Genomic DNA, 12,095 nt, shown 5'->3' on the forward strand with positions numbered 1-12,095 from the left:
TCGGCCCGTGGGAATTCTGGTCACCGGGGCCTCGCGCGGCATCGGCCGGGCGATCGCGCGGGCGTTCGCGGAAAAGGGCGACCGGGTCGCCGTCCATTACGCCACGAACCGGGAGGACGCCGAGCAGACGCTCGACGGCCTGCCGGGTTCCGGCCACGGGCTGGTCCAAGGCGACCTCTCGGCGCCCGAAGTGGCCCAACGGGTCGCCGACGAAGCCGAGGCACTGGTCGGCGGTGTCGACGTCCTGGTGAACAACGCCGCCTACGCGCCGTCCGCCGCGGCGGCCCATCCCGTCGCCGAAGTGTCCTACGCGGACTGGCAGCGGATCTGGCGGCGGATGGTCGAGGTCAACGTGCTCGGCACCGCGAACGTGACCTTTTGCGTGACCCGGCACATGATCGGACGCGATGCGGTGGGCCGGGTGGTCAACATCGGTTCGCGGGGAGCCTTCAAGGGCGAGCCCGACTTCCCGGCCTATGGCGCGAGCAAGGCCGCGCTGCACTCGCTCGGGCAGTCGCTGGCCGTCGCCCTCGCCCCGCACGGGATCGCGGTGACCTCGGTCGCACCCGGCTTCACCGCCACCGACCGGGTCGCGGCGAAGATCGACGGGGCGAGTGGCGAGAGCCCGTTCGGCCGGGTCGGCACGCCGGAGGAGGTCGCGGCGGCAGTGCTCTACCTCGCCTCTGCCGACGCCACCTGGGCGTCCGGCGCGATCCTCGATCTGAACGGCGCGTCGCATCTTCGGCTGTGAAGTGGATCACCCATGCAGCACCGGGCGGCTCCCGCGCGTCCAACGAGCGTGCACAAGCTGGGGAAGGTCCTGGTCGCCGCGCTCGCGGTGACGGTGTTCGGCGGGACCGCGTACGGATACTCGACCATGCAGTCGCTGGACGGCGTGACCCGCGAAGACGTGATCGAGGCGCCGGATCCGGGGGAGCAGCCCGCTGACGGGTCGCTGGACATCCTGCTGGTCGGGCGCGATTCGCGGACCGACGAGCACGGGAACCCGCTGTCCCCGGAGATGCTGCGCGAGCTGCGGGTGGGCGCGAACGGCGACGACCTGACCGACACCCTCATCGTGCTCCGCATCCCCAACGGACAGCAGGCCGTGAAGGCCTTCTCCATCCCGCGCGACTCCTGGGTCTCGGAGCCGGGGACGAAGGACAAGACCAAGATCAACGGGATCTTCGGGCACGCCAAGTTCGCTTCGGCGAGCGAGCAGCGTGCGGCGGGCAAGACCGACAAGGCGGAGATCGAGAAGGTGGCGATCACGGCCGCGCGGAAGGCGACCTTGAAAGCGGTCGAAGACCTCACCGGCGTCAAGATCGATCACTTCGCCGAGGTCAACCTGCAGAGTTTCTACGACATCAGCAAGGCCGTCGGCGGGGTCGAAGTGTGCTTGAAGCGGGACACCAAGGACGTCAAGTCCGGTGCGAACTTCAAGGCGGGCAAGCAGACGATCCAGGGCGCCGACGCGCTCGCCTTCGTCCGCCAGCGTGAGGATCTGCCCCGCAGCGACCTCGATCGCGTCCGCCGTCAGCAGGTCTTCCTCGCCGGGCTGGCGAAGCAGGTGCTCTCCGCCGGGACGCTCGCCAACCCGGGCCGCCTCTCCGAACTGATCGAAGCGGTGAAACGTTCGGTCGTGCTCGACGGCTCGTGGGATCTGCTCGACTTCGTCCGGCAGATGCGGGGCGTCACCGGCGGCGGCATCGCCTTCGACACGATCCCGGTGGTCGATCCCGACTACCGCTACAACCCCAGGCAGCCGGCCGCGACCGCGGTGCGGGTCGATCCCGCGCAGGTCCGCGCCTTCGCCGCCTCGCTGATCGGCGCCCAGCCCGCGACACCGCAGGCACCCGCCGGCCCCGAGGTCGACGTCGTCAACGCGAGCGGCAAGGACGGTCTCGCCGCTCGCGTATCCGATCTCCTGGCGGGAAAGGGATTCGGCAAGGGCGAGACGACGGCCGAGGCCGGACGGCGGACCTCCGTCGTCCGGTACAGCGACGCGTCCGGGCCCGCCACGGAGATCGCGAAGCTGCTCGGCGGCCTGGAAATCGAGAAGTCCGCTTCCGTCGCGGCGGGCCAGGTGCAGGTCGTCCTCGGACAGGTCTACAAAGGACCGGGCGTGTCCTCGGGTGGCGGGGCGGCCGGGGTGCGGACCGACCAGCCCATCACCTCCGACGACACCGGGTGCATCAACTGAGCCTGGTCGTCCCTCGGGTGGGACCTCGCCGTTCTCGGCGGCCGGCCTAAGGGGCGGGCACCGGCTCCAGCCGTACCACGATCGCCTTCGACACCGGGGTGTTCGACTTGTCCGCCACCGAATCCAGTGGCACCAAGGCGTTCGCCTCGGGGAAGTACGCCGCCGCGCAACCCTTCGCCGTCGGATAGGAGACCACCCGGAACCCCGGGGCCCGGCGGTCGCCGTCCCGCCATTCCGAGACGAGGTCGACCATCGCGCCGTCGGTCAGCCCGAGCGAGACCAGGTCTTCGGGGTTGACCAGCACCACGCGCCGGGCGTCCTCGATCCCGCGGTAGCGGTCGGAAAGGCCGTAGATCGTGGTGTTGTACTGGTCGTGGCTGCGCATCGTCTGCAGCAGCAGCCTGCCTTCGGGAACCTGCGGATACTCGAGTCCGGAGACGGTGAAGTTCGCCTTGCCGTTGGCGGTTCCGTTGAACTGCCGGGAATCGCGAGGCGCGTGCGGCAGGACGAAGCCGTCGGGCTCGCGCACCCGGGCGTTGTAGTCGTGGCAGCCGGGGACGACGCGGGCGATCCGGTCGCGGATGAGGTCGTAGTCGGCGTGGAAGTCCCGCCACGGCACGGCGTGCTCGGGGCCGAGCAGCGCTTCCGCGAGATGGCAGATGATCGCGACCTCGGAGAGCAGCCGCTCACTGGCCGGGGTCAGCCTGCCGCGTGAGGTGTGCACCTGCGACATCGAGTCCTCGACGGTGACGAACTGTTCGCCGCCGGCCTGGACGTCGCGTTCGGTGCGGCCGAGGGTGGGCAGGATCAGCGCGGTCCTGCCGGGGACGACGTGCGAGCGGTTGAGCTTGGTCGACACGTGCGCGGTCAGCGAGCACGACTTGAGCGCCTTCTCGGTCAGCTCCGTGTCCGGGGTGGCGGCGGCGAAGTTGCCGCCGACGGCGAAGAAGACCTTGCCCTTGCCGTCCCGCATCGCGCGGATCGCGGCGACCGTGTCATAGCCGTGCTCACGGGGGACCTTGATGCCGAACTCGGCGTCGAGACCGTCCATGAAGGACTCCGGCATCTGCTCCCAGATGCCCATCGTCCGGTCGCCCTGGACGTTGGAGTGCCCGCGCACCGGGCACAGGCCCGCGCCCGGTTCGCCGATCATGCCGCGCACCAGCGCGAGGTTCGCGATCTCGGAGATCGTCTGCACCGCGTGCTTGTGCTGGGTCAGGCCCATCGCCCAGCAGTAGATGGTCCGCTGCGACGTCGCGATCATCCGCGCCAGCCGCTCGATCTGCGCACGCGGCAACCCGGTCGCGGCACCGACCTCGGTCCAGTCGATCTCCCGCAGATGCTTCGCGTAGTCCTCGAACCCCTCGGTGGACGACTCGACGAAAGCGCGATCGACGATCGTGCCGGGGGTCTCCCGCTCCCACTTCAGCAGCAGATGACCGATCGCCTGGAACAGCGCGAGGTCGCCGCCGAGCCGGATCTGCGCGAACTCGTCGGCCAGCGGGGTCCCCTTGCCGAGCACGCCGCGGACGTTCTGCGGGTTCTTGAACCGCATCAGACCGGCTTCGGGCAGCGGGTTGACCGCCATGATCTTCGCGCCGTTGCCCTTGGCCTCTTCCAGCGCGGAAAGCATGCGCGGATGGTTGGTGCCGGGGTTCTGGCCGACGACCACGATCAGGTCCGCCTTGTGGATGTCGGCCAGCGACACCGAGCCCTTGCCGATCCCGGTCGTGGCCGCGAGGGCGGCGCCGGAGGACTCGTGGCACATGTTGGAGCAGTCCGGAAGGTTGTTGGTGCCGTAGGAACGCACGAGGAGCTGGTAGAGGAACGCGGCCTCGTTGCTGGTGCGGCCGGAGGTGTAGAAGATCGCCTCGTCCGGGTTCCGCAGCGCGCGAAGCTCGTCCGCGACCAGGGTGAAGGCGTCGTCCCAGGAGATCGGCTCGTAGTGCGAGGCCCCTTCGCGCAGGACGAACGGCTCGGTGATGCGACCCTGCTGGCCGAGCCAGAAATCGGTCTTGTCCGCGAGATCCCGGATGGAGTGCTCGGCGAAGAACTCACGGCCGACCCGGCGCTTCGTCGCCTCCTCGGCGACGGCCTTCGCGCCGTTCTCGCAGAATTCCGCGAGCTTGCGATGCTCACCGTCGACCTCGCGCGGCTCCGGCCAGGCGCAACCGGGGCAGTCGAAACCGTCGCGCTGGTTCAGCAGGCGCAGTGTCTTCACCGTGCGCGCGGCGCCCATCTGCTCCATGCCGCGCTTCAGGGAGACGGCGACCCCGGGGATCCCGGCCGCCCAGCTCTTCGGTTTCCCGACTTCGAGCTCGGTCTCGTCAACGTCGTTCGCGGGTGCTTCGCGGGTCATGGCTCCATCGTGCGCCTTACCGCTCGTGTACGCGACCGAGAGGGTTCAGGCGTCGGTGACGAGCCGGGTGATCTGCGATTCGTCCAGCGGGAACCAGGGCGTCTCGTTGACGCCGCGCTCCTGCACCGCGTTCACCGTCACCGCGGCCACGACCAGCACGATTAGGCCGGCGATCGCGGCGATGCCCGGCCACCGGCTCGACCCCGGCTCACGGTAGCCGCCACCGGAGGCCGCTGCCTTGCGCTGCCTGCGGCGCTTCTTCTTGAGCTCCTTCTTCGCACCCAGCCAGGCGTCCAGTTCGGCGTGTTTCTGCCAGTTCGGGTCGACCAGGTCCGGGTGGGTCTCGATCCGCCGGTCCTCTTCGTCCATCTCGGTCCTCTTCCCCAGGGTTTCGGCCCGCTACCCGCAGGTGTTCAGTGACGGCAGGGGTTTCGTCGGGTCGTAGGCAGCGGCATCGTCGCCGGCGGGTACGCCGACGACCGGTCTGTCCTTGTCAGCGTACTGGGGCGCGAGGACGCCCGTCTTGATCGCGTCACAGGCCATGCGTGAGCGGTAGCTCGCGCCATCCCCGAAACTCAGCCCGGCGTCGGCCTTCGCGAACGGCGGTGCCTTGCGGATCACGTAGTCCTGCTCCTCGCGGACGAACGGGACGATGTCCGCCGGTGACCGGGCCTCGGCCGGCCGCGCGTCGAAGGCGTAGGCGACCGCGTAACTCGCGTGGACGATCAACTCGCCCTTGTCACCGGGCTTCGCCGTCAGAGAGCCGGCCATGCGCAGGACCACGACGTGCCACCGGGACATCCGGAACCGGCGGCGCGGCCGCAGTTTCCGCCGTCCTTCGAGGTCCTGCTTCGCACCTGGCCGGGCGGCACGTTCGGCCTGCTTGCGCCAGTCCGGATCCAGCAGATCCGGATGCGTCTCCAACTGCCGGTCCTCCAAGAGCCCGCCTTCCCCCAGTGCGTGACGACATCCCCTCGTCGGCCGGGAGCGGCGGGCGTTACGGCCGGTGAGGAACTCGTTGAAGGGGGTTCGTAGACTCGACGACTGTGACCGAGAACGCCCAGCCGCAGCAGACCGACCTTCCGGGTGCCTGGAACCCGGCCGACGAAGAAGCCTCGCTCTACCAGCGTTGGGTAGACGCCGGTTACTTCACGGCCGACCCCACGTCGGACAAGCCGCCGTTCACGGTAGTCATCCCGCCCCCGAACGTGACCGGTTCGCTGCACATCGGGCACGCGTTCGAGCACACCCTGATCGACGCCGTCACCCGCTACCACCGCATGCTCGGCGACGAGACGCTGTACCTGCCGGGTATGGACCACGCGAGCATCGCGGTCCACGCGCTGGTCGAGAAGCAGCTCCGCGCCGAGGGCACCAGCCGCCGCGAACTCGGCCGCGAGGCCTTCGTCGAGCGCGTCTGGCAGTGGAAGAACGAGCACGGCGGCAAGATCCTCGCCCAGATGAAGCGCCTCGGCGAAGGCGTCGACTGGACCCGTGAGCGGTTCACCATGGACGACGGCCTCTCCAAGGCCGTCAACACGATCTTCAAGAGGCTCTTCGACGACGGCCTGATCTACCGTGCCGAGCGGCTGGTCAACTGGTCGCCGGAGCTGCGGTCGGTGCTGTCCGACGCCGAGGTGAAGCACGAAGAGGTCGAGGGCGAACTCGTCTCCATGCGCTACGGCGACGGCGAGAACGCGATCGTCGTGGCCACCACCCGGATGGAGACGATGCTCGGCGACACCGCCGTCGCGGTCCATCCGGACGACGAGCGCTACACGCACCTCGTCGGCACCGAGGTCGAGCTTCCGCTGACCGGACGCAAGATCCCGGTCGTCGCGGACAAGCACGTCGACCCGGAGTTCGGCACCGGCGCGGTCAAGGTGACCCCCGCGCACGACCCGAACGACTTCGAGATCGGCCGGCGCCACGACCTGCCGATGATCACGATCATGGACGAGCAGGGCCGCATCGACGGCACCGGCACCGAGTTCGACGGCATGGACCGCTTCGAGGCCCGCGTCGCGGTGCGGGAGAAACTGCGGGAGCAGGGCCGCATCGTCGCGGAGAAGCGCCCGTACCTGCACAGCGTCGGGCATTCGGAGCGCTCCAAGGAGCCGATCGAGCCGCGGCTTTCGCTGCAGTGGTTCGTCAAGGTCGGCCCGCTCGCGAAGGCCGCGGGTGACGCGGTGCGCGACGGCCGCGTGAACGTCCACCCGCCGGAGCTGGAGAAACGCTACTTCGACTGGGTCGACAACCTGCACGACTGGTGCATCTCGCGCCAGCTGTGGTGGGGCCACCGCATCCCGGTCTGGTACGGCCCGGACGACGAGGTCGTCTGCGTCGGACCGGACGAGGAGCCGCCGTCGGGCGAGGGCTGGACCCAGGACCCGGACGTGCTCGACACCTGGTTCTCTTCGGGCCTGTGGCCGTTCTCCACCCTCGGCTGGCCGGAGAAGACCCCGGACCTGAACAAGTTCTATCCGACGTCGGTGCTGGTCACCGGCTACGACATCCTGTTCTTCTGGGTCGTGCGGATGATGATGTTCGGCCTCTACGCCACCGGCGAGGCGCCGTTCAAGACCATCGCGCTGCACGGCATGGTCCGCGACCAGTTCGGCAAGAAGATGTCGAAGACCGCGGGCAACGGTGTCGACCCCATCGAGTGGATGGACCGCTACGGCACCGACGCGCTGCGCTTCACCCTCACCCGCGGCGCCAACCCGGGCACCGACGTGCCGATCGGCGAAGAGTGGGTCGCTGGCTCCCGGAACTTCACCACGAAGCTCTGGAATGCCACCAAGTTCGCGATGATGAACGGCGCGGACGCGAACGCCCCGCTGCCCGCTCCGGCCGAACTCACCGAGGCGGACCGCTGGATCCTCGGCAGGCTCGGGACGGTCGTCGACGAGGTCACCGGGTACCTGGCGGACTACCAGTTCGCCAAGGCCACCGACACGCTCTACCAGTTCACCTGGACCGAGCTGTGCGACTGGTACCTGGAGCTGTCGAAGGTCCAGGTCTTCCAAGGTGACGAGGCCCGCGTGACGGCGACGCGCGCGGTGCTCGGGCACGTGTTCGACACGGTGCTCAAGCTGCTGCACCCGTTCATCCCGTTCATCACCGAGAAGCTGTGGACGGCGCTGACCGGCCGCGAGTCGCTGGTGATCGCCCCGTGGCCGGTGGCCGACGCCTCGTACGCCGACGCCGTGGCGGACAAGCGGATCGCGGACGTGCGGAAGCTGGTCACCGAGGTCCGCCGGTTCCGTGCGGACCAGGGCCTCAAGCCCAGCCAGAAGGTGGCCGCGCGGCTGTCCGGCGACGGGTTCGCCGAGCTCACCGGGCACGACGAGCCGATCCGCGCGCTCGTCCGGCTCACCCAGCCCGAAGACGGCTTCGCGCCGAGCGCGTCGCTCGAGGTCGGCCTGTCGGCCGGTGTCGTCACCGTCGAACTGGACCTGTCCGGCACGATCGACGTCGCCGCCGAGCGCAAGCGCCTGCAGAAGGATCTCGGCGCGGCGGAGAAGGAACTGGCGCAGGCCGAAGCCAAACTCGGCAACCAGGCCTTCATCGACAAGGCGCCGGAGCACGTGATCGGCAAGATCCGGAGCCGCAAGGAGACCGCGGTCGCCGACATGGAGCGCATCAACGCCCGGCTGGCCGCCCTCCCCGCCTCCTGACGACTGCGATGAAGGGGCCTTTCCTGGCAAATTTTGCTAGGAAAGGCCCCTTCATCGCACGTGCGGTGGCTCAGCGGAGGTGACGGAGGACCACTCCGGCCACGCCCGCCATCCCGGTCCGATACGGGTGGTACGCCGCCGCGGCGAGCAGTTTCGTGTGCTGCCCGTTGATCCACGCGGCACCGTTAGGCGCGCAGGCGTCGTGTCCGGCGGACGGGCCGAACGTGTCCACGAAGATCGCCTCGCCGTCGGCGGCGACCGCCTTCTCGATCGCCGAGTTCAACGCCTTTTCGACGTCGTTGAGCCAGGCGTAGTCGCCCTCGGCGAAGGGCAGGATCTTCGGGCAGTAGCCGGATTCCGGCGCGATCCGGGGATAGCCGACGACGAGTACGTCGGCGCGCGGCGAGCGGGCGTGGATCCCGGCCAGCACCTTCTCGACGTTCTTGCCGGTGTCGGCGATCTTGGCCTTGACGGTGTCGACGCCACCGACGGTGAACTTGTCCCGGCAGGGGCTCCCGGTGGGATCGCTCGCCCGCAGTGACGGGCAGGTGCCGACCAGCGTGCCGAAGACGTCGTAATCGTTGCCGCCGATCCCGACGGTGACCAGGTCGGTGTTTGCGCGCAGGGCGCTGAACTGTGGCGGGTTGCCGCCGAGGGTGACGCGCTGCCGCTGCGTCATGTTCGTGGTGTCGGCGCCACCGCAGCTGATGTCGGTGAACGAACGCACCCGCAGCGCGGAGGCGAGGATCGACGGGTAGTTCTGCGTCGACTTCCCGCAGAAGAGCGGGTCGAGGCGGGGGAGCGGGATAAGCGGTCCGGAAGTGTAGGAATCACCCAGCGCGACGTAATTCCGATAGGACCGCTCGGCGGCGGTGGCCGCCGTGGCGGAGGCGATCAGCAGGACGACGGTCGAGACGGCCGCGAACAGGACACGTCTTAAGCGCATGAGGACCCCGATCTCCGGACTGGACGGCCTCATCAAAAATGAACCGGATCCGGCTCGCCCGGCGCCGCCGATCGGGTGGTGAGCGCAGGTTTCACCCGCTTGGGGTGTCAGCTCGGGTGGTCGTCTTCCGGTCTGCGGTAGACCAGGAGATAGCGATAGAACAGCAGATTCCGCACCTTGCTGCCCGGGAGCAGCCGGGCAGCGTCGCGCCGGACGTGGCTCATCGGCGGATACGTCTCGGCGATCGGCGCCGTCGGCAGCGGATCGATCCCGCCGTTGAGCCGGTCGCCCGCGTACACGACCACCCTGGCCAGCGCGTTGACCGGCGACGCCACGACGGCGCGCGCGTAGTCGGCGAACGTGCTGGGCCTGCCGAGACCGAGCACGGCCAGCACGCCGCCGGGGACCAGCGCTTCCCGCAACCTCGTGACCGTGTCGAACGGCACATGGTGCAGCGACGCGAGGCAGGAGATGAAGTCGTACGCCTCCTCCGGCAGCTTCTCGGTGACGACGTCGGCTTGCCGGTACGAGATCGTGCCGGGGCCCGGTGAGCCGGCGGCGCGGGCGAGGTCGATCATCGAAGCGGACCGGTCGATCGCCTCGACGTGCATCCCGGTCGCCGCGAGCCGCCGGGCGAACCGTCCGCCGCCACAGCCCACGTCCAGCGCCACCCCGGGACCGGGAGGCAGCTGGTCGAGCAGCAGCGGATGGTAGTGGTCGTTGTGGTTGAACCCCATGCGTCGAGAGTGCCAGGAAAGCCGCACGTAGACTCGGTCCGACAGGGAGCAAGGCTAAAAGGAGAGTTCGTGCCGCGAGGTGACGGCCGGGATTCCGAAGACTTCAAGGAATCCCCGGACCTGGCAGATCTGGACAGTTTCGCCGGTGTCGACGAATTGGGGGCACGCGCCCACGATCCGTCCGACGACACCGACCCGGATCTGGACGCACCCGACGCCGCGTACCAGGCGGGTGGCGGTGCCGGTGGCGGGATCGGCGGGATCGGGCAGCTGGGGGACAACCTCGCGCTCGGCCCGGTGCCGGACCTCGTCGCCCCGGAGGACGTGGAACTGCACGAACTGGACGATCAGGGCGACGAGTTCGCCCCGGCCGACCCCGACGGGCAGCAGGCGCGCCGCGAACTGCTCGCCGTCGAGGCCGAGCTGAACCAGCGGTGGCCCGAGACCAAGATCGAGCCGTCCCTCGCCCGGATCGCGGCCCTGGTCAACCTCATGGGTGAACCGCACCGCGGCTATCCGGTGCTGCACGTCGCCGGAACCAACGGCAAGGGCTCGACCACCCGGATGATCGACGCGCTGCTGACCCGGATGGGGCTGCGCGTCGGCCGGTACACGAGCCCCCATCTGCAACTGGTCACCGAGCGGATCGCGCTCGACGGCGCCCCCATCTCCGCCGCCGCGTACGTCGACCTGTACCGCGATGTCGCGCCGTACGTGACCATGGTGGACAACGCGGGCGGCCCCGGCGCGGTGCCGATGAGCAAGTTCGAAGTGCTCACCGGGATGGCGTTCGCGGCCTTCGCCGACGCGCCCGTCGAAGCCGCGGTCGTCGAAACCGGTCTCGGTGGCTCCTGGGATGCCACGAACGTCGTCGACGGTGACGTCGCCGTCATCACCCCGATCGGCGTCGACCACGTCGAGTACTTCGGCGGCACTCCGGCCAAGGCCGCGGTGGAGAAGGCCGGGATCATCAAGCCCGGCAGCGTCGCGGTCATCGCCGAGCAGGACCCCGACGTGCAGAAGATCCTGCTGGAACGCGCCATCGAGGTCGACGCGAGCGTCGCCCGCGCGGGCAGTGAGTTCGGCGTGATGGAACGGGAGATCGCCGTCGGCGGGCAGATGCTGAAGCTGCAGGGCCTCGGCGGGGTCTACGACGAAATCTTCCTGCCCCTGCACGGCGCGCACCAGGCGGCCAACGCCGCGCTCGCGCTGGCCGCCGTCGAAGCGTTTTTCGGCGCGGGCAAGGACAAGCAACTGGTCGTCGAAGCCGTCCGCGAGGCCTTCGCCGAGGTCGAAACCCCCGGCAGGCTGGAGCGCGTCCGCGCCGCGCCGACGGTGCTGCTCGACGCCGCCCACAATCCGCACGGTGCCAAGGCGCTCGCCACCACCGTCGCCGAGGAGTTCGCCTTCCGGCGCCTCGCCGCCGTGGTCGGCGTGATGGCCGAGAAGGACGTCCGCGGCATCCTCGAAGCCCTCGAACCGGTCGTCACCGAGATCGTCGTCACCCGGAACTCGTCCCCGCGCGCGATGCCGCTGGACGAGCTCAACGACATCGCCCTCTCGATCTTCGGCGAAGACCGGGTCGTGGCCGAGACGAGCCTGGACGCCGCGATCGAAACCGCCATCGGTCTCGTCGAGCAGAGCGACGACCCCGAAGAGCCCCTGGCGGGCGGCGGCGTGCTGGTCACCGGCTCGGTCGTCACCGCGGGCGAGGCGAGGACCCTGTTCGGTAAGGAGCCGGCGTGACCGACGAGACCCCGAAGCCGCCCGCCAAGGACCCGATGAAGTCCTTCCGCGGCGTGATGGCCGGTTCCCTGATCATGGAGGGCATCACCGTCGCGCTCGCGCTGCCGGTGGTGGCGAAACTCGGCGGCGGCGTCGGCTCGCTCACCGGCTGGTCGGTGATCGTGATCGCGGTCGCGCTGATCGCGCTGTGCGGTTTCCTGAAGAAGCCCTGGGCGGTGCCCGCGGTGCTGGTGTTGCAGGTCGCGCTGATCGCCTTCTTCGTCGCACTGCCCGCCGTGGCGATCCTCGGGGTGGTCTTCCTCGGGATCTGGCTGTGGCTGCTGTGGCTGCGAAAGGACGTGGCGCGGCGGATGGCCGCCGGAACGCTGCCGAGTCAGCAGCAGCAACCGCAGTAGCGTTCGCCGATTTTCGCGACCGGGGCGCC

Annotated in this window: 10 protein-coding genes; 5 read left to right on the forward strand and 5 right to left on the reverse strand. The window is 69.4% G+C overall.

All coding sequences use genetic code 11. From position 1 onward, the window contains the following. Positions 1–7 precede the first annotated feature (7 nt). Entirely contained in the window at positions 8–751 is a 744-nt protein-coding gene (locus P3102_RS09610) for an SDR family NAD(P)-dependent oxidoreductase (protein ID WP_276368290.1), read from the forward strand. Positions 752–799: 48 nt separating this feature from the next. Beyond that, positions 800–2,203 carry an LCP family protein gene (locus tag P3102_RS09615; RefSeq protein WP_276371076.1) on the forward strand — a complete coding sequence of 468 codons (1,404 nt, stop codon included), beginning with the start codon at positions 800–802 and terminating at the stop codon, positions 2,201–2,203. Positions 2,204–2,249: 46 nt separating this feature from the next. Here P3102_RS09615 and P3102_RS09620 read toward each other — a convergent pair whose 3' ends face one another. The 3 genes from P3102_RS09620 to P3102_RS09630 are packed head-to-tail and all read right to left on the reverse strand — an operon-like array spanning position 2,250 to position 5,501. Beyond that, positions 2,250–4,562, reverse strand: a complete 2,313-nt coding sequence (locus tag P3102_RS09620) for an FdhF/YdeP family oxidoreductase (protein WP_276368292.1) — start codon at positions 4,560–4,562, stop codon at positions 2,250–2,252. 45 nt (positions 4,563–4,607) lie between these two features. Beyond that, on the reverse strand, positions 4,608–4,931 hold the full coding sequence (locus P3102_RS09625) for a hypothetical protein (RefSeq protein ID WP_276368293.1): 324 nt from the start codon (positions 4,929–4,931) through the stop codon (positions 4,608–4,610). 30 nt (positions 4,932–4,961) lie between these two features. Next, positions 4,962–5,501 (reverse strand): hypothetical protein, encoded by a 540-nt coding sequence (locus tag P3102_RS09630; protein WP_276368295.1) that lies wholly within the window; start codon positions 5,499–5,501, stop codon positions 4,962–4,964. Between the two features lie 107 nt (positions 5,502–5,608). On the opposite strand from P3102_RS09630, the gene P3102_RS09635 reads away from it, so the two are divergent. Next, entirely contained in the window at positions 5,609–8,242 is a 2,634-nt protein-coding gene (locus P3102_RS09635; RefSeq protein WP_276368297.1) for a valine--tRNA ligase, read from the forward strand. Positions 8,243–8,312: 70 nt separating this feature from the next. Here P3102_RS09635 and P3102_RS09640 read toward each other — a convergent pair whose 3' ends face one another. After that, positions 8,313–9,188, reverse strand: a complete 876-nt coding sequence (locus tag P3102_RS09640; RefSeq protein ID WP_276368299.1) for an SGNH/GDSL hydrolase family protein — start codon at positions 9,186–9,188, stop codon at positions 8,313–8,315. A gap of 107 nt (positions 9,189–9,295) precedes the next feature. Continuing rightward, positions 9,296–9,925 (reverse strand): class I SAM-dependent methyltransferase, encoded by a 630-nt coding sequence (locus P3102_RS09645; RefSeq protein ID WP_276368300.1) that lies wholly within the window; start codon positions 9,923–9,925, stop codon positions 9,296–9,298. 69 nt (positions 9,926–9,994) lie between these two features. Here P3102_RS09645 and P3102_RS09650 point away from each other — a divergent pair, with 69 nt between their 5' ends. Both P3102_RS09650 and P3102_RS09655 read left to right on the forward strand, forming a co-directional pair. Continuing rightward, on the forward strand, positions 9,995–11,671 hold the full coding sequence (locus tag P3102_RS09650) for a folylpolyglutamate synthase/dihydrofolate synthase family protein (RefSeq protein ID WP_276368302.1): 1,677 nt from the start codon (positions 9,995–9,997) through the stop codon (positions 11,669–11,671). Then, positions 11,668–12,066: a DUF4233 domain-containing protein gene (locus tag P3102_RS09655; RefSeq protein ID WP_276368303.1), complete on the forward strand. Its 399-nt coding sequence runs from the start codon at positions 11,668–11,670 to the stop codon at positions 12,064–12,066. The genes P3102_RS09650 and P3102_RS09655 overlap by 4 nt, the downstream gene beginning before the upstream one ends. Positions 12,067–12,095 lie beyond the last annotated feature (29 nt).

Origin of the sequence: Amycolatopsis sp. QT-25, assembly GCF_029369745.1 — a bacterium.
Taxonomy (GTDB): Bacteria; Actinomycetota; Actinomycetes; order Mycobacteriales; family Pseudonocardiaceae; genus Amycolatopsis.

Excerpts from the sequence above, each read along its gene's own strand:
- P3102_RS09640 (WP_276368299.1), bottom strand. The coding sequence starts at position 9,188 with ATGCGCTTAAGACGTGTCCTGTTCGCGGCCGTCTCGACCGTCGTCCTG.
- P3102_RS09645 (WP_276368300.1), bottom strand. The coding sequence starts at position 9,925 with ATGGGGTTCAACCACAACGACCACTACCATCCGCTGCTGCTCGACCAG.
- P3102_RS09625 (WP_276368293.1), bottom strand. The coding sequence starts at position 4,931 with ATGGACGAAGAGGACCGGCGGATCGAGACCCACCCGGACCTGGTCGAC.
- P3102_RS09620 (WP_276368292.1), bottom strand. The coding sequence starts at position 4,562 with ATGACCCGCGAAGCACCCGCGAACGACGTTGACGAGACCGAGCTCGAA.